The sequence below is a fragment of the Haladaptatus salinisoli genome (genome assembly GCF_020614375.1).
Lineage (GTDB): Archaea > Halobacteriota > Halobacteria > Halobacteriales > Haladaptataceae > Haladaptatus > Haladaptatus salinisoli.
Genome location: NZ_CP085329.1, coordinates 439,267 through 456,547 on the forward strand (window position 1 = coordinate 439,267; position 17,281 = coordinate 456,547).

General features: G+C 62.7%; 12 protein-coding genes. 4 read left to right on the top strand and 8 right to left on the bottom strand.

Translation table 11 applies throughout. From position 1 onward, the window contains the following. The first annotated feature begins 63 nt into the window (after nucleotides 1-63). From LIX00_RS19960 to LIX00_RS19970, 3 genes are all read left to right on the top strand, one after another. Nucleotides 64-1,293, top strand: a complete 1,230-nt coding sequence (locus LIX00_RS19960) for a sulfatase-like hydrolase/transferase (RefSeq protein ID WP_227356310.1) — start codon at nucleotides 64-66, stop codon at nucleotides 1,291-1,293. A 63-nt stretch (nucleotides 1,294-1,356) separates the two neighbouring features. After that, nucleotides 1,357-2,901 carry a flippase gene (locus tag LIX00_RS19965; RefSeq protein WP_227356311.1) on the top strand — a complete coding sequence of 515 codons (1,545 nt, stop codon included), beginning with the start codon at nucleotides 1,357-1,359 and terminating at the stop codon, nucleotides 2,899-2,901. 82 nt (nucleotides 2,902-2,983) lie between these two features. Then, the gene (locus tag LIX00_RS19970) at nucleotides 2,984-4,726 is read left to right on the top strand and encodes a hypothetical protein (RefSeq protein ID WP_227356312.1); all 1,743 of its coding nucleotides are present in this window, start codon (nucleotides 2,984-2,986) and stop codon (nucleotides 4,724-4,726) included. Here LIX00_RS19970 and LIX00_RS19975 read toward each other — a convergent pair. The 5 genes from LIX00_RS19975 to LIX00_RS19995 all read right to left on the bottom strand — a co-directional run bounded on the left by LIX00_RS19975 (nucleotide 4,723) and on the right by LIX00_RS19995 (nucleotide 9,681). Next, nucleotides 4,723-5,625 carry an alkaline phosphatase family protein gene (locus LIX00_RS19975; RefSeq protein ID WP_227356313.1) on the bottom strand — a complete coding sequence of 301 codons (903 nt, stop codon included), beginning with the start codon at nucleotides 5,623-5,625 and terminating at the stop codon, nucleotides 4,723-4,725. The two genes, LIX00_RS19970 and LIX00_RS19975, sit on opposite strands and share 4 nt — an antisense overlap. A gap of 127 nt (nucleotides 5,626-5,752) precedes the next feature. Then, the gene (gene wecB / locus LIX00_RS19980) at nucleotides 5,753-6,886 is read right to left on the bottom strand and encodes a non-hydrolyzing UDP-N-acetylglucosamine 2-epimerase (protein ID WP_227356314.1); all 1,134 of its coding nucleotides are present in this window, start codon (nucleotides 6,884-6,886) and stop codon (nucleotides 5,753-5,755) included. A gap of 93 nt (nucleotides 6,887-6,979) precedes the next feature. Next, complete coding sequence (locus LIX00_RS19985; RefSeq protein ID WP_227356315.1) at nucleotides 6,980-8,074, bottom strand: glycosyltransferase family 4 protein; 1,095 nt, start codon at nucleotides 8,072-8,074, stop codon at nucleotides 6,980-6,982. 258 nt (nucleotides 8,075-8,332) lie between these two features. Continuing rightward, nucleotides 8,333-9,535, bottom strand: coding sequence for an NAD-dependent epimerase/dehydratase family protein (locus tag LIX00_RS19990; RefSeq protein WP_227356316.1), 1,203 nt, complete (start codon nucleotides 9,533-9,535; stop codon nucleotides 8,333-8,335). Next, a complete protein-coding gene (locus tag LIX00_RS19995) occupies nucleotides 9,532-9,681 on the bottom strand; it encodes a DUF8595 family protein (protein WP_227356317.1) in 150 nt (49 codons plus the stop codon). The genes LIX00_RS19990 and LIX00_RS19995 overlap by 4 nt, the downstream gene beginning before the upstream one ends. A 222-nt stretch (nucleotides 9,682-9,903) precedes the next feature. Between LIX00_RS19995 and LIX00_RS20000 the strand changes: the two genes are divergently transcribed. Beyond that, the gene (locus LIX00_RS20000) at nucleotides 9,904-12,852 is read left to right on the top strand and encodes a LamG-like jellyroll fold domain-containing protein (RefSeq protein ID WP_227356318.1); all 2,949 of its coding nucleotides are present in this window, start codon (nucleotides 9,904-9,906) and stop codon (nucleotides 12,850-12,852) included. A 1,587-nt stretch (nucleotides 12,853-14,439) separates the two neighbouring features. On the opposite strand, the gene LIX00_RS20005 is transcribed toward LIX00_RS20000, so the two are convergent. From LIX00_RS20005 to LIX00_RS20015, 3 genes are read right to left on the bottom strand one after another with little or no spacing between them, the layout of a single operon-like run. Beyond that, nucleotides 14,440-15,336, bottom strand: coding sequence for a DUF7982 domain-containing protein (locus LIX00_RS20005; protein WP_227356319.1), 897 nt, complete (start codon nucleotides 15,334-15,336; stop codon nucleotides 14,440-14,442). Continuing rightward, complete coding sequence (locus LIX00_RS20010; RefSeq protein ID WP_227356320.1) at nucleotides 15,329-15,805, bottom strand: DUF8163 family membrane protein; 477 nt, start codon at nucleotides 15,803-15,805, stop codon at nucleotides 15,329-15,331. The genes LIX00_RS20005 and LIX00_RS20010 overlap by 8 nt, the downstream gene beginning before the upstream one ends. A gap of 4 nt (nucleotides 15,806-15,809) precedes the next feature. Beyond that, the gene (locus LIX00_RS20015) at nucleotides 15,810-17,258 is read right to left on the bottom strand and encodes a DUF58 domain-containing protein (RefSeq protein ID WP_227356321.1); all 1,449 of its coding nucleotides are present in this window, start codon (nucleotides 17,256-17,258) and stop codon (nucleotides 15,810-15,812) included. Nucleotides 17,259-17,281: the final 23 nt, after the last annotated feature.

A 17,281-nucleotide genomic window follows, 5' to 3' on the forward strand; every position in this document is an offset into this window, starting at 1 on the left:
CGGCGCTCCGGACACCGCCGTCCGGGGATAAGCATTTAACGAGCACCGAAGTATAAACACTCCATGATAGACGATGCGTTCGAGTCGACACTCGACGGTATCGACGTCGATAACATCTTCATATACGTCGGCGACGCCGTTCGCTGGGACGCGCTCTCGCCTCGGATTGCGGGGCTCGGAACGACGGTGAAAACGGTCGCCGCCTCGACGTACAGTCCCTCGTCGTTCGCCTCGCTCGTCACCGGTCGGTACACTCCCAATCACGGAGTTCGGACGTTCTCCCACCGGATACCGAACGACGTATTTCGTTTCTTCGATGCGGAGGACGTCGAAACGACGTTCGTCAACTCGATTTTCGAGTACGCCGACAGGGAACATCGGCGGGACGTCGACCCGATCTTCTCGGTCCTCGGCGTCGAACCGCCGGACGACGCGGACCCGTTCGACGACGTCGAACCGCCTTTTATCGCGATGGAGCGCGGGCCGGGCGGACACGCGCCCTACGGCGAGTTTTCGGGTACCGCTACCGAGTACTTCCTGAGCGAGGACGCGACCGACTGTGACGACCTCGTCTCGGACTACCTGCGAAGCGTCGAACTCGACGCGAACCAGTTCCTCCGCCGAATCGAGGAACTCGAACGGCGCGGGCTCACGGATGACACTCTGGTAGTGTACACCTCCGACCACGGTGAGCTACTCGGGGAGGACGGGATGGTCGGCCACAGTTCGCCGATGCGCCCCGAACTCGTGTACGTGCCGACCGTTTTCATCCATCCCGACCTGCCGGAAAGGGGCGTTCGGAACGAGGTGTTGCACCACGCAGACCTCCTTCCGACCGCGTTCGACGTGCTGGACCTAGAGACGCCTCCGAACGCCTGTGATGGCGCGGTGGCGACCAAGGGACTGTCGAACGAAGCGCGGCCCTCCGCCTGCTTCAGGGAATTTCTTCCCGACTCCGTACCGATGCTATCGGGCGACTTGGCCTACGGAGGGGCGTGGGACGCAAACGGCGGATACGCGTTCGCCAGGGGTTCCCGGGCCGATCGGCTGGCCGTGCTCGGAGCGAAGCTGTTTCGGAGTTCGAAGCGCCGCCACATGCGCCGACGGGTAGGATCGCTAGCGGTCGCGTACGCCCGCTCGGAAACGCGCTACGGCACGCCGAGATTCGATCGTGAAGAAGCCCGTCGCGTTCTTTTCGAGTCGATGCGGAGGCTCGGAACCGTCCGGGAAACCGATCTCTCGGTCGACGCACGGCAACAGTTACGAAACCTCGGATACGTCGAAACTCGGTAACACGTATGACGACTACGCACCGTCTTCCCAGCGGACGCGTCGTAGTTCGTATCGAGGGGTATCGTGAGCGATAGCTCGCTTCGAACGCTCCTGGGCGGAAGCGTCGTCCTATTCGGGGGGATGGTCTGTCAGTTAGTGCTCGGATTCGTCGCCAGAATAGTCACCGCGCGATACCTCTCGCCGGCGGAGTACGGGGCGATCGGTCTCGGTATCAGCTTGGTCACGTTCTTCGGGACGCTCTCCGTTCTCGGCGTCGATATGGGCGTCGCTCGGTTTCTCCCTCGGTACGATGACTCCCGTTCGACGCGGGGCGTTCTCGTCTCCGCGTTCCGGATGAGTATCCCGGTCGCCGTGCTCGTCGGCGCGGTGACCGCGCTGTTTCCCGCCCGCATCGCGTCCGTGCTCGGCGGGAGCGATGCGGTGGGCGTCATCCGAGTCTTCGGGCTGATGATCCCGATAGCCGCGCTGCTTCGCCTGACCGTGGGAAGCATCCGCGGCCTCCAACTCGCTACCCCCCGGGTCTACGCCAAGGATATCGCGCTTCCGCTCGCCCGACTCGTGCTCATTTTCGCCGTCATCGCAGTAGGGGGAACGGCGTTCGATATCGCCCTGGCGTACCTCGTCGCCTACGTGATTGCCACCGCCATAGCGTTCGTCTACCTTGGACGTCACACCGCCGTCTTCGACGTGAACGTGCCGTCGAAAACCATGTATCGCGATCTGTTGTTGTTTTCGGCGCCGCTCCTCATCTCGTCGATGACGTACCAAATGTTCACCAACATCGACGTGTTTCTCTTGGGGTACTTCACGGGTTCAACGGCACCGATCGGCGTCTATCAGGTCGTCTATCCGCTTTCGCAGTTACTCACGGTCTTTCTCGGTCCCGTGGGCTTCATGATCCTACCGATCATCTCGGAGTTACACAGCGAGAAGAACGAGGACGAGATTCGGCGGGTGTACCGAGTCGCCGTGAAGTGGGTGTTCCTCTTCATGCTCCCGGTGTGCCTCACGTTCGTTCTCTTCCCCGAGACGATAATCAGCTACACGTTCGGCGAGAAGTACGCGATCGCCGGGCCGACGCTCGCCGTGCTTTCGCTCGCGTTTTTCACGCACTCGATGGCCGGACCGAACGCGGAGGCCTTGACCTCGATCGGCGAAAGCCGACTCATCATGTACGATAACATCATCGTCGCGCTCGCGAACGTCGGCCTGAACGTCGCTCTCATCCCTCACTACTCGTACTTCGGCGCGGCCGTCGCGACCGCGCTCTCGTTCTGTTTGCTGAACGTGATCGTGACCGTTCAACTGTACCGCAGAGTCGGCATTCGACCGGTGTCGTTGGAGGTGCTCCGAATCGGTGCCATCGGAGCCCTGGCGTTCATCGCCGCGTGGGCAGTAACGCGGCAGTTCGATTTACGGCAGATATCGACCATGCTCGTCACCGCGGCGGTGTTCGCGCCCGCCTACGCCGTCATCATCATTCGATTTGGAATCACGCGGGAAGAACTCGCGCTGTTCGAAACCGCCGATAACAGGTTCGAAGGCAAACTGCGGAGTATCAAGCGGCAACTCCGCCACGTAAGTCGGCGAACCGACACCGAGGAGTGAGATACGTGTCCAGACGACCGTTCGAACGGCCGGACGATTTAACTTACCATCCGCGGTTCTTCCACGGGGTGGATTCAGCAAGATGAAACGCATCTTCTCCCTCTCGTTCGTCGTCTTCGCCGGGAGCGTGATCTACGCGAACGTCTCGGGGAACGTTTTCCCGACGCTACCCGTCGGATTCCTGCTGGCAGTCGGTCTACCGCTGGTCTCCCTGCTCTTTCGGGACTCGATGAACGCCCGGACCGCGCTCGCGTACGTGGGCGGCATCGTCTTCCTCTCGGTTCTCTACCGCTGTCACGTCTTCCTGTTCCCCGCGAGCGTCGTCGGACACGACCCGGGACTCTACGCCCAGCAGGTCGGACAGCTGATGGAAACGGGACGGCTCGGCAGCATTCAGGAGAGCGAGATCTCCTTTTACACGAAAGCGCCGTTGTTCCTCGTGTTGATCGGCGCGTTCGGGACGCTCGTACGGCTTCCGCCGGCGGAGGCGATGGTCATCTATCCGGTCGTCGTCGGCGTGTTCTACCCGCTCATCGCGTTCGCGTTGGTTCGGTGCGTCGCCTCCGAAGAGGGGTGGCGACTCCCGTGTATCGCCGCGACGATCGCCGCAACCGCAACCCTTTCGCTTCGGTACGGTTTCTGGCCGGTCGCACAGACGCTCGCGGTGATGTTGTGGCTGGTCTTCGTCGTCGTCGTCGTGCGCTACTACACCGATCGCGATCCTCGCTTCTTCCTGTTGCTCGCCCTGCTGCTGTTCGCGCTGATATTCACGCACAAGATCCCGGGCTTCGTCGTGGCGGGAACCTTCGTGACTCTGATAGCGTTCGACCGTCTCGTCCGCGACGGGGCGACCGAATCGATGGCGGAAAAGCTCCGTTCCCGATCCGTACGAACCCTCGCGGCGCTCGCAGCGGTCGCGGTTCTCGTTCAATGGGTGTTCGTCACCGATTACGCGTACCGAGTGGTGTTGCGCATGGCGCTGCTCGCGACGCCGCAGGCGCTCGCCGCCTTCGCGGAGCGGTTCACCAGTCTCTTCCTCGGAGGCGCGTCCGGAGGCTCGATGCAGTACGAGTGGGCGAATCCTCTGAATCCCCTGTTGTTATTCTTCCTGATGAACACGTACGCCATCGCCCTCATCCCGCTTGCGGGACTCGGCTGGCTCGTCTTGTTCCTGCGCCGGCGACGAGAGCCGAGCACTCGGGTGCTCCTCGCGGCCACCGCTTTTATCACCGCCATGATCGCGTTGGGCTATTTACGGCGGGCGGTCGCGAATCCGCGGCGGTTTACCTTCATCGGCGAGATCCTCCTCGTCGTTCTCGCTTCGGTCGCCGTCTATCGGTTGGTGCCGTCGGGGACCCGACTCCCCACCCGCCCGCTTCGCCTGCTCATCGTCGGGATGCTACTAACGGCGAATCTGTTCGCGATTCCGGCCTTCCCGGCCCATCCCGAGGCGCCGCGGAGCTACTTCGTGACGACCGAAATGGCGGGGAAGCGGTTCGTCGACGAACGCGTCGACGGAACGGTACACACGGATTACGTGTTTGCCAACGCGCCCCCCGCGAACCCGGCTCTCGTCGGCCCGGAGGAGAAGTACAGTTCCCTCAGCGAAGAACTCCTGAACCGATCGAACGCCCTGTACCGCCACCAACACGTGTTGTTCCGGGAGACGGTCAGCGTTTACAGGACGCCGGGAGAGTCGTGGCGGCCGACGTGGCGTCCCGAACGGGGATTCGACCGCGAGTACCACAGAACGTACGATAACGGCGACGTCGTCCTCTACTCTGCGACGCCGTCCAACGCCACGACGCGGACACGCGACCGCTAAACGCGATATCCCAAGTTCTTGAGCCGCTCGTCTATCACGTCCTCATCGACCTCGCTTCGATCGTATCTCGGTTCCTCCGGGACGACGGTTTTTCGTTCCCCCGAATCGTGAACGTGCCACGGCACCTTCACCAACTTTCTCGTGTACGTGCCGAGGGGATGGCCGTACTCCCTGTACGGGAGCGGGAACGACCGCTCGGCTATCAGTTCGCCGTGATCGGCGGTGACGACCGTCTTCCCGCGAAGCGAGTCGAACAACGTTTTCATCTCGTCCATCACCTCGTCGAGATTCTCCCAATACGCCTTTCGGACGACCGCCGGCGGCACGTCCGCCTCCAGTATGGCCGTGAGCATGTTGGTTTTCGGCGAGATGTGTTGCCGGCCGACCGGCCCGATGTACGGGTAGTGAGGCTGGATGTAGTGGATCAGCAGACGCTTATTGGGGTACTCCTTTTCGGTTCGTATCGCAGCATCCGTCACGGTCTCGGGGAGTTCCACGCCGAGTTGCTCGTCCTGATACTCGCTCTGCTGGAGATTGACGAAGTCGTGGATTTCAGCGCCGATATCGTCGGCGAGGCGCGGAAACCAGGCGTTCGCGGAGACGTACACCGTGTCGTGGAGCTTCGTCTCCCGGAAGTTCGCGGTGAGAAACTCGCGAGTCGAAGAGCCCTTCGAGTACCGCCAGTCGAGCGTCCCCGGGAGGTCGTACCCCACGAAGTGATCGTACCGGCACGAGTCGAGAATGACGAGGTTGTCCCAGTCCTCCTCGAACACGTCGATTCCGTCGGGATTGTGTTCGCGTTTTCCGAATCGCGTGTGGTACGCTCGGTTGATTTTCCGTCCGATGGCGTACTTGATCAACGCCGGCTCGTCGAGCGCTTTCGCTACTTTACCGAACATCATGGCCTATGTCGCGTATCACCGCTAAATAGCTGATGGTGATTCGACCGCGACGCCGCGGCGAGTACCGCGTCGGAGTAGGCGAGTCGCTCGAGTATCCCTCGGTCAGCCGAACGCGTCACGAGGGTCATCTTCCTTCGTCGAGTACGGTGTCCGCGATTCGATGCGCCGCGTCTCCGTCGCCGAAGGGGTTCTCCCAATCCCCGGTCCGCCCTCGCGCTTCCTCGACCCTGCGTATCACGGCATCGGGGTCGGTTCCGGCGATGGTGTTCGCGCCGACTTCGACCGTCTCCGGCCGTTCCGTGTTCTCCCGCAGCGTTACGCAAGGGACGCCGATGATGCACGATTCCTCCTGTATACCGCCGCTGTCCGTGAGCGTTACGTCCGCGTTGGCCAGCAACTGCAGGAAATCGAGGTAGCCGACCGGATCGATAAGGTGCAAGTCCGCAATCTCGCGAATGCGCTCCATCAACCCGAACTGTTCGAGGCGCTTTTCGGTGCGGGGATGTAGCGGATAGACGGCCGGAATCCCCACCTCGGACGTCACCCGGTCGAGGATTTCGACCAAGTCGGAAAGAACGGCCCGATCGTCGACGTTCTCCTCCCGGTGCGCGGTGAAGACCGCGTACTCCTTCCCCCCCAGCGAGAGGCGCTCCAGAATATCGCTCCGCTCTCGGGCGATTTCCATGTTCCGTTCGACCGCATCGACGATCGTGTTCCCGGTGACGACTATCTCACCCTTGACGTTATCCTCGACGGCATTCGCTCGCGTCTGTTCGGTCGGAGCGAACAGATAATCGGAGATGTGGTCTATCATCACCCGGTTGTGCTCCTCCGGCATTCGCCAGTCGCCGCTTCGAAGCCCGGCTTCGACGTGTCCGAGGTCGAGTCGAAGTTTCCGAGCCGCCAGCGCTCCGGCGAGGTTGAAGTTGGCGTCGCCGCAGACGAGAACCGTCTGCGGCCGTTCCTCGAGCAGCACGGCTTCGATACCTTCGAGCATCGCCGCGGTCTGCTCGCCGTGGTACTCCGTCTCCTCGATGCCCTCGATTCTGTATTTCGGTTCGTCGAGTTGCAGATCCTCGAACATGCGACCGTCGAGTTCGTAGGAGTAGTGCTGCCCGGCGTGAATCGTGAACGACTCGATGTCTCTGTCGTTCAGCGCCGCGATTATCGGACTCATCTTGATGATTCCGGGACGGGTACCGACGATCACGCACGTTTTATCCGGAACGGGTTCCGTCACTATCTTGGAATTATCCATATACGGTGTTCGCGGGAAGGGGACATATTTTTTCCCCCGGCGAGGGTGCCGCGTCGACGAAACCCGGTAAGCGGCGGGGGCGCCGCGACGGAATCACTCGGTTTCGAAGTCGCCCTGCGACGCGAGACATCGGTCGGTAGCGGCGATGAATCGGTCGTTGATACCGTTCCAGTCGTACCGCTCGACCGCCCGCGCGGCGTTCCGACCGATCTCGGCCCGTAAGTCCTCGTCCTCGGAAAGACGACGCAGCGCCTCGGAGAGCGCTTGGGCGTCGCTGGGTTCGACCAGGAGTCCCGTCACGTCGTGTTCCAGCACCTCGGTCGCACCCTCGAGCCTCGACGCGACGGTGGGCTTTCCGAGCGCCATGTACTCGAATAGCTTGATCGGGTAGATGTACCGCAGCACCTGCCGGCGGGGAAACGGGTACAGGCAAGCGTCGGAGCTCGCTATCCTCGCGATGGTCTCCTCGTGACTGAGTCGTCCGACGAAGTCGACGTTCTCGGCGATATTCTTCCGCCGAGCGAACCGTCGTAGCCGCCGTTCGTCCTCGTCGGTCGCCGGTCCGATCATGGTGGCGGTCCACTGATCGTTCGCGGAGTCGAATTCGGAAAGCGCCTCGATTACGGTGTCGACCCCTCTGCTCGGCTGTACGTACCCGACGTACACGACGTTGAATCCGTCGCCGGTCTCCGTCCGCACGTCGTCGTACAGCGCCAGGTCGGTTCCGTTGGGCACGTTCACGACCTTCTTTCCTGGCAGTCCGTTGGTTTCGGCGAACTTCGAGTGAAGGGTGAGAACGATGAGATCGGCGCGAGCCATCGCGGGGAGCGCGACGACGTACACCGCCCGATAGAACATCAGGGCCGATTTTAAGACGATCCCTTCGCTTTCCTGTAAGAATTCTATCTTCAGACGGGGATGATCCCAGACGTCGAGAATCCACGTTTTCCCGCCGACGGAACAGACGAACCCCGCGAGGATGCAGACCAGGTGGTAGCTCGTGTGCACGGCGTCGACGTTAGCGTCGTCCGTAACGAGAATCCGGTACACGACCCAGAACGGAAACAGGAGGTGCGAGACGAGCGATTCGCCCGGACAGACGTGGACCGCCGACTCCGGTATCGATATCTCCTCGGGCACACCGCCGTCCGCTCGCGTGTAGAAAGCGCAGTCGTAGTTCTCGGACAAACTGCGCGCCCGCTGAAAACGGACCGAGTTTCGATTCGCCGAAACGTGAGTCTCCCAGATAAGCGCGAGTCTCGCCATGTTCCAGCTACCGAATCGATACGAGCGATTATATACTTACTGTTCGAGACGTCGGTGGCCCGGTTCGCGTTCCCCTTCGACGATCGAATCGACGGTCGTTCGCGGTGGATTCGGACTGCGACAACGGAAAAGGTAAACGAATCCAGAGATGCATCTCGGCATGGATCGGTCGGCGAACCCTCAGTCGGTGTGTTGAGCCACGGGGCGGCTCTCGGAGCGTTCGAGAACGTCCGGAAGGAATCGGTCTTCGTGTTCCGTGATCGTTTCCTCGTGACGTGTGAGCGTCGCGAGAATGTCCCTGACACCGTCCTCGAACGACTGCCGCTGTTCTCCGATGAGCGACGCGTACCGTTCATTTTCGATCCTCATTTTGTGCGTCTCGTCCTCGTCGCGCGGATTTTCGAAGTGTTCGACCGACACGTCGAGGTCGAACTCCTCGCCGACGTCCGCGATGGTTTCGGCGATTTCGATGATGCTGATGGCCCGCGTCACCTGATTGTACACGACGTACTCGTCCGAGGGGTCGTCGGAGTCGGCCAGTGCGAGTCGCGCCAACCCCTCGACGGCGTCTTCGAGGCTGACGAACGGCTTGCGTTGTTTCCCTTTGCCGTACACCGTCACCGGGTAGCCCGCGGCCGCTTGGGCGCAAAAGCGGTGGGCGACCGTCCCGAAGTAGTAATCGAAGTCGAATCGCGTCTTCAGTTCGTCCGTGTTCCTGGTCTCCTCGGTCTCGGTGCCGTACACGATGGCCGTCCGGACGTCGCTAACCGAAAGCCCGAACTGGTCGTGCGCGAGGCGCATGTTAGCCGCATCGTGAGCTTTCGTGAGGTGATACCAGCTACCGGCCATCGCGGGGAACGGTACTTCGTCGCGGTGGCCGTCGTTTTCCATCGTCGCGCCGCCCTCGGGGATCGGAAATTCGGGTGCGCCGTACACGCCGGTCGTCGTGGTCTCCACGAAGTGCGTTCCGGTGAGACCGTTCTCCTCTAACCCCCACAGAAGATTGCGCGTCGCTTGGAGGTTGTTGTGCTGGGTGTAGTTCGCGCGCTCGCCGTTGATCTGCGAGTAGGGGGCCGACGGTTGGGCCGCCGTGTGGATGATGACGCGGGGTTCGTGAACGGCGAGGAGCTCGTCGACGAACGAGCGGTTCACGAGGTCGCCGTCGACGAATGAGAGGTTCGACGCGTCTAGCTCGGATTTCGCCGCCTCGACCCGGTCGACGGGATCCTCGATCGGAACGCCGCTAACGCTTCCGACCTCCTCGACCCATCGCCGACGGCTTCCGTTGTCGACGATGACCACCCGCTCGTCCGTCCGCGTGGCGATGCGAAGGGAAGTAGGCCACCCCAGATACCCGTCGCCGCCCGTGACGAGGATGGTCATAACTCCTCCTTCAACTTCTCGTTTTCTTTCTCGCACTCCCTGTTGTCGCTCAAGTGCTCCCAAATTTCGGTGCAGCCGCATCCGTCCGGCACTCCCTGTAAGTGCTGGACGTACTCTCGGCTACTCTCGTCAATTTCGTTTGACATCCTTCATCTCCACGCTGGTGAACCATCCTGTTCAACTTTAAGGTTGTGTCCGCTCCGTTACAAAACGAGCACGGACGCGAACGACTTGCGTACTCGAATCGAATTTCTCGCCGCGGTGAACGTGGAATCTACACTCTCGGTTCGTCCCCGGCGGTTACGGTCACCCGTCGTACCGCCGACGAGGCGGATATTTAAGGGATTCGCTGGAGTACGTAAGCGAGCATGGACGACGCTAGTAGGGCGGTAGAGGCTCTCGTCCGCGAAGACCCGGAGCGAACGGCCGCGCTGCGAGAGATACTGGCGATCGACGAACGACGGGACCGGTGGTCGCCCGAGGACGTGTCCGTCGACGCTGCGCTCTTCGAAGAACTCGTCTCCGAGGGGATCGTCGTTCGAAACGGCGACGGTGCGCGGGTGACCGACCGTGCGGCGATCCGCAGGGTAGTAGATAGAAACGACGCGCCGACCGGGGCGTCCGCGGATCGCCGGGTTCGGATGAGCGGTCGCGTCCTCGCTCTGTTCGCAATCGCCGGTGCGCTAGCGCTGGTCGTCGGCGTCCGCGTCGCGTTCATTCACCACATGGTGTTCAGGAACGGCGACGTGGTGTTGGCCGGAAACGATCCGTACTACTATCGGTACTGGGTCGAGCAGTTGACCGCCGGCCACTCGACGTTCGACGTCCGCGCTTTGGCTCACCTCCCTTCGTCCCTCGAAAACCACGACGTACTGACCGTCGTCACGATGTGGGCGGCCGCGAGCGCGGTCGGCGGAAGCCCGCAGTCCGTTGGAGAGGTGTTAGCCTGGTCCCCGGTAGTCGCGGCTCTGATTAGCGCGATCCTCGTGTACGCGTTGACGATTGAGGTGACCGACACCCGCTGGGCGGGTGTCGCGGCGGTGGCGCTGCTCGCGATTACGCCGGTTCACGCGTTTCGAACCGCGTTGGGATTCGCCGACCACCACGCGTTCGACTACGCGTGGCTCGCGCTCACCGTACTCTCGGTCGTCATCCTCGCGACCGAGAGCGCGAGCGAGGGGACGGACGCTCCCCGACTGACGAGGTGGCGTCTCAGGGCGGCGACCGCCGCGTTGGGGATCGGCATCGCCGCACAGACGCTCGTTTGGCGCGGCGGACCGCTCCTTCTCCTTCCGATCGCACTCTACGCTCCCTTCAAGGCGGTCGTCGACGCTAGAGCAGGGCGGTCTCCGCTCGCCGAGAACCAGCGGCTGCTCGTGGGTCTCGGACTCGGCTCGGCGGGGGCGTGCATCGCGCACGTCGCCTTCGGCTGGCTTCCCGCGTTTCGCGCGTTTGCCCCGGCGCTGTTATTCGGTGCCGTCTTCGTTCTGTTCGCCGTGGCCGAGAGTTCCACCAGGCGGACGGTGTCCCGGCGAGTGTTAGCGGGCGCCGTCGGCGTCACGGTTCTCTCCGTTATCACCGTCGCGGTGCTGTTTTCCGACCCGATCGCCGCGTTGTTCGGCCACATTCGTCAAACTCGCGGCGGCGGCGTCATGGAGTCAGCGCCGCTGGTCGGAGGTGGATACGCGTTCGTCCTCAGACCGCTCTACGTGTTCGGGTTGCTGCTGTTCGTGGCGATACCGTACGTGGCGTGGGGAAGTTACGTCGCGATCCGCGAACGTCGACCGGCCTTGTTCGCGGTCTCCGTCTACGCGTGGTACTTCCTCTTCCTCGCGCTCGTTCAGGTTCGGTTCGCCGGGGAACTCTCGCTTTTCGTCGCTCTGTTCGCCGGAGCCGGCGTCGTTCACCTGGCGACGAAAGAGGCTCCGTTCCGTCGCCGAATCGAAACCGACCTCGGTTTCCGAGGACGAGCGACCCTTCGGTCGTCCCTTCCGACCAAGCGGACGGTGCTCGTGGTCCTGTCCGTGGTTCTGCTCGTCGGAAGCATCGGACTCTTCTTCTCGTTCGTGCAGACGACACAAATCGGCGTCCAAGCCGATACTCACGAGACGGCGACTCGCGTGGACGCGTACGCGGACCGGAACGACCTGACGTACCCCGACAACTACGTCTTCAGCGCTTGGTGGCGAAACCGCGTCTACAACTACTTCGTAAACGGCGAGTCCAGATCGTACGGATTCGCGAGGTCGTACTTTCACGAGTTCGCCACCTCCACGGATCCGGACAGGTGGATCCGGACGTTCGAACGAAAAAACCGAACCGGGTTCGTGGTAACTCACGACCGTTCCACCGCGCTCCCCGACGAGTCGATGCACTCGCGGTTGCACGAGCGCTTCGGAAGTCGCGGAAACGGAGTGGCCGGAGTGGGACACTACCGGGCCGTGTACGCGAGCGACGACGGATCGCAGAAGGCGTTCGAGATCGTTCGCGGAGCGACCGTCGTCGGCACCGCGCGGCCGGGCGAAACGGTGTCGGTGTCGAAGACGGTTCGCCTCGAGGGCGAGCAGTTCGTCTACAGGCGCACGGCTCGAGCGAACCCGTACGGCATCTACGCCCTGACGGTTCCGTACGCAGGCAACTACTCCGTCGACGGGCGGGTGGAAACGGTTCAGAAGGGAGCCGCGACCGCCGGTCGACGCGTGATGTGGCACGACCGGGACGGCCTCGTTCACTGGCCCTTCGATCGCGTGGACGGGGCCGATGTCTACGACCGAATCGGCGGCCACCGCGGTAACATCGACGGTGCCGCATCGGTACGGAACGGCGTCTGTGGTCAGGCCTTGGCATTCGGCGGCCAGAAATCGTACGTGAAATCGAAGGTGGACGCGCCGCGTCGATTCACCCTCGACATGTGGGTCAACCCGGACGAATCGCGGGCGGGTTCCGGGCCCCAGCACCTCGTCAGCAGCGAGGCGGGTCGCCTGCTCACGTTGACGGGGAACGGTCGAGTGAGCTTCCGCGTGCCCGGCGTCGAAACGGAACCCCTCGTCGCCGGAAGCGTCCCTTCCGACCGCTGGACGCGCGTCACGGCGACCTACGACGGAACGCACCGGACTATATACGTCAACGGGCGAAGCGTCGGCAGGGATAGAATCGGCGAGGGAACGGCGGAGTGGGGTGGTCGCCTCCGCATCGCGGGCGGGTACGCCGACGGTAACCGACGAACCTTCGAGGGCGCGATCGACGAGGTCCGCGTCTCCGACGGAGCAGTTCGTCCGAAAGCGATGGGACGATGTCCTCGTCCGACGGACGGATAGTCCGCGTAGCGTGCGACCGCGATACGGGCCAATCGTCGTTCCGATTCGGTCCTTCGTTCGCGGCGGTGCAAGCGCCCGTTAGCCACTGCTCGGTCTTCGGCTCGCCCGCCTCCGTCGACGCCAAAACTGCGGGCGGGGAGCGGAAGCGAGTTCCGACTACCGCATCCGCGATATCGCGCGACGACTTATCGGGTCGGTGTAACGAGAAGAGGAGCTCGTTCCCAACTGATTGGAACCGGCGAGCGAACGGTGGGACGGTGACCGGAATCTGACGGCAGAGCAGTATCGGGAAGCCGACGTCCGTCGCTCTCGAAGCGTCGTTCCGCTCGGCGTCTTTTTATTACGGTGGATGAACGGATCATTTCGGGAATATCCCAATTATACTGGAATCCGGTCGGGTGGTCGCGAGGGGGCCTAACGACTCCGAATCGGCGTACCGACGCCGCTCCGACCCGTATGATTGGAATAGATGCAAATTTCCACCCGAAATTGGTTCCAGCTCCAATTTCATGGGCCAGTATTTCCATAAACAGACGATTACTCCACAAGGGTTCCATTACAACGATAGTAATGTAATACACCCTGTCAACGCGGCATAATCAAGTTAGGATACGCACTCGTCGGAAAGACAGGCCGCCGTACGGGGGTTCACGGGAGCGCCGAAAGCGTTCAAAAACTGACATCGTTTATTTGAAGCTCGGAGTTTTCTTGTTAAATCGGAAAATTCCGAAGTTGCGTTCGAGTACCGAACGGTGCCCGGAAGAGATACGCCGAACTCCGCACGTATCGGCGATTACTCGTCGCGAGCGTCGGCGCATCCCGGTCCCGATCGCCTCGGTCGAAACGAGGCGATCCGTAAGAGAGGCGGAGCGGATGGCGGCGATTATCGCCGTCGCAGTTCGCCGGTTGCGACCACGGCCGACCGCGGTTTTCGACTCGTCCCTCGGCAGTCGTTGGACTCCGACGCTCGTCGTCGGACGGAACCGGGGGGCATCGCGAAGACAGAAGGCGACGATTTGCTCGAAGTTTTTCGAGGAGATGGCGGCTTTTGGCACGTCCTTCGCACTCGTCGGGTTTCTTCTCCTGACCCCCAAAACCGTGCGGCTCATCCCGCTAGGACATCGAACTCCGGGGAGAACACACCGTCATCGATCTCCAGGCTTTCTCTACCACCTGTCGTGCGATAGCCGAAGATTCTATATACGAACAGGTTGAGCATCGTGACTGAGGTGTTGCCATGAAAAAGCGAATACTAACCGTAATGCTAGTGATCAGTGTGGTTCTCGCCCTATCGGCGGTGGGAACCGCCAGTGCACAGGGTAACGCGCCGGCAAACCCAGCCTGTCCCGGCCTACAGAATGCCTTGAGCCAGCTCAATGACAATCCGTTCGTCCCGAACAGCGCGATTCAGGCGATAACCGGCCTCATGAACAGTCCTACTTTCGGATGCGGGGGCTGAACTGAGCACGGACGTGCATCTCGCGTCGACGGATAAACCGCCTCGCCGGAGCGAACCACCGGCGGGTTCGAAACGGACTTTTTTGAACAGGACGTGATAAACGCGTTACGTCGACCGTCGTGGTCGGTCTACGACTCTCGTTCGGTCGCTTCCGTCCAGTCGCAGGAGACGAGATAATCGAACCGGTCGTCGTCGGCCGGTAGCTGTTCGACCGTCACCGGCGCGTCGAGACCCTTCGCCATCCCGGTCGCAATGAACGACGCGACCGGGTGGTCGAAGCGAGTCACGGATCCGTACGCGCTTCCGCGAACTCCGACCGTGACGGTCGTACCGCCTCGGTCTACGTCGGCGCTGGCGCTATCGACCAGTTCGAACCCCTCGACCACCGCATCGGTCAACTGTCCGGCGAGCGCCTCCGGTTCGTCCGGAACCGCGTTCGTCATGGTCGTCTCGAACTCCCGAAAGAGTGCGGCACCGGTCGGGAAAAAGGACGCCCCTCGCCCGCGTTCGTCGTTCGTCACGACGAACGGCGAAATCAGCTCGTCGCCGTCGGGGACGACGTAATCGGCGTGCTGAGGGAGGAACAGTCGAACGTTGGCGAACGTTTCGTTCCCGTCGGATTCCGTCGGGACGTACACGCGCTCGTCTTGCAGTCCGAGGTCGTCGACGATACTGGCTCCCATCGCCGCCGCGGACGCGTAGACCCGTTCGCCGACCTCGGCCGAGACGAACTGCTGCGGCGTGAGATAGTACGTCAGGACGGCCGCGAAAAAGCCGGTTCCGGCCAACGCCAGTAAAAGCGGGCGCGAGTCCGGAAGGAGAACGGCGGCGACGGCGGCCAGTCCGCCGAGCGCGGCCATTCCGAGCGCGGCCCTTCGATGTTGCGCCTGACGGGCGCGTACGTACTCGGCGCGCAGACGCTGATTCTCCTCGGTCAGAAGTGCCACCTGCGCCGCGAGTTCGTCGGTCGAGCTTTGCGCGATCGATTCGTCGTCCGCCAGTTCGGCGGGTCGATCGCTACTCATCGCTCATCCTCCCTTCGGATCCGAGCACGACGATGTCGTACCGGTGAATGCCGTACGCGAACAGCGCAGCGGTTCCGACGAGTACGAGGGCCGCGTGCCACGTGATTTCGCTCCATCGGTGGATTCCCCACACGAGCGCACCGAGCAGTAGGAAACAGCCGACGACGAGCCCCGTGAGCAGACGCCGGTGATCGAACCGAATCGCGGGTTCGATCAGTACGCCGAGGAGCCCCGCCTCGACGATCGCAAACGGGACGGCTCCGATTCCGTCCGGAAACAGCGCACCCAACACGACGTGTCCCAAGGCGAACGCGTACATCGGCGCCAGCACGTACCACGCGGCTAGAAGCGCCGCGCCCGCCGCCAGCCCCGACGAACCGTGAAACGCCGCGAGCGCCAGGGAGGCGGCAAACGCGCCGCCACCGCCGATGGTCGTCCGATGCCTGTCGGGTATGATTCGTCTTTTCATGGTTTTACGTGGTCGTCGTACGCCTGCGGTGCGCTGCTGCCTCCAGCAGACGTTCGAGTTCGTCCCTCGGTCCCACCTCGAACGCCTGAACGCCGTTGAGTCCGGCGAGCTCCCGGCGGAACGATTCGAAGTTGACGTACCGATCGTAGATGTTTTCGACGTCGGCCACTCCGGTTTCCGCGAAGAGAACCGACGGTGTCAGGAACACGAGCACCGCGTCGTTACGTCGCCTCGCCAGCTTCACGGTCTCGCTCACTTCGCTTCTGTTCGTGTCGTCAGTTAGCAACACGGTGACGACCGTTCCGCGCAATCGCACGAGTTCGGTTCGAGTGACGTCGTACAGCGAATCCGTCTCGACTCGGCGACGGTACGACTCCGACTCGCCGAAAAAGGGTCGGAGTCGCGTTCCGAACGGGGAATCGTCCGCGCGGAGATGATCCATCGCGCGTTGCGCTCGGGCCGGCGACCGTCTCACCGGCGCCGGCGTCACCCCCGTCGCCGGTGAGACGGACGTATCGAGGCCGTACAGCCACCTCCGAACCGTCACGTAGTGACTCCTGTTGGCGCTCGGGGGGTGCTTGGCGGTGAGACCGCTTTCATCGACCGCGTACAAACCGAGCGGCTCCCCCTCCGAAAAGGCGTAGCTGACGAGCGATATCGCGACTTGGCGGGCGTAATCCAGCTTCGTTCTGCCTTCCGCGCCGGTGGCCATCGATTCGCCGTGGTCGATGAGGATGGCCGTCCGCAGGTCGATTTGCGGCTCGAACTCGCGAACGTGGGGGTGAGCCAGTCGAGCCGTCGCCTTCCAGTCGATCCGTCTGAGCGAATCTCCGGGGACGTACTCCCGAATCTCCTCCGGGTCGATCCCGATTCCCCTCCCGCTCGTCTTGTATTCCCCGTACTCGCCCGCCACGCGCTCGCCGCCGATTCCGACGTGGATGTCTTCGGGCGCTCGTGCGTCGACCGTGATCGTCCGCGCCTCGCCGGCCGTGACCGCCGTCCGAAACAGGTTCGCGCGGTCGGTCAGCGTCACGGTCGGGGCGGCGAACTCGAAGGAACCCGCTACGGGCATCGTGACGGAGTACGTCGTCGTGGCGGCTCGATCGCCGGTCAGGATCGTCGCGCCGCGCTCCGTTGCGTCCGACCCCGCCGCGGCGACGGGCGGGTCCGCCTCCACGTCCAGTCGCACCGCCGCAGTATCCGGTAACTCGGCGGTGAGGCCGACACCGACCTCCTCTCCGCGAGACACCGTTTCGCGCTCGAGCGACTGCGTCACGGAAAGGTTCTCCACGGTTTCTCGCGCGGTTCGGACGAACAAGTACTGCCGAGCCAACAGCCACGCAAAAATGCCCACCGCACCGCCTAGCAGTAGCGGTCTGGCGAGAACGACCGCTCCGCCCGTGAGGAAGACCCCGAGACCGATACCCGCCACGTAGTGACGCGTGAACTCCATCGGCCTCAGAGAGGATACCGCGG

Excerpts from the sequence above, each read along its gene's own strand:
- LIX00_RS19960 (WP_227356310.1), top strand. The coding sequence starts at position 64 with ATGATAGACGATGCGTTCGAGTCGACACTCGACGGTATCGACGTCGAT.
- LIX00_RS19970 (WP_227356312.1), top strand. The coding sequence starts at position 2,984 with ATGAAACGCATCTTCTCCCTCTCGTTCGTCGTCTTCGCCGGGAGCGTG.
- LIX00_RS19975 (WP_227356313.1), bottom strand. The coding sequence starts at position 5,625 with ATGTTCGGTAAAGTAGCGAAAGCGCTCGACGAGCCGGCGTTGATCAAG.
- wecB (WP_227356314.1), bottom strand. The coding sequence starts at position 6,886 with ATGGATAATTCCAAGATAGTGACGGAACCCGTTCCGGATAAAACGTGC.
- LIX00_RS19990 (WP_227356316.1), bottom strand. The coding sequence starts at position 9,535 with ATGACCATCCTCGTCACGGGCGGCGACGGGTATCTGGGGTGGCCTACT.
- LIX00_RS19995 (WP_227356317.1), bottom strand. The coding sequence starts at position 9,681 with ATGTCAAACGAAATTGACGAGAGTAGCCGAGAGTACGTCCAGCACTTA.
- LIX00_RS20000 (WP_227356318.1), top strand. The coding sequence starts at position 9,904 with ATGGACGACGCTAGTAGGGCGGTAGAGGCTCTCGTCCGCGAAGACCCG.
- LIX00_RS20005 (WP_227356319.1), bottom strand. The coding sequence starts at position 15,336 with ATGAGTAGCGATCGACCCGCCGAACTGGCGGACGACGAATCGATCGCG.
- LIX00_RS20010 (WP_227356320.1), bottom strand. The coding sequence starts at position 15,805 with ATGAAAAGACGAATCATACCCGACAGGCATCGGACGACCATCGGCGGT.
- LIX00_RS20015 (WP_227356321.1), bottom strand. The coding sequence starts at position 17,258 with ATGGAGTTCACGCGTCACTACGTGGCGGGTATCGGTCTCGGGGTCTTC.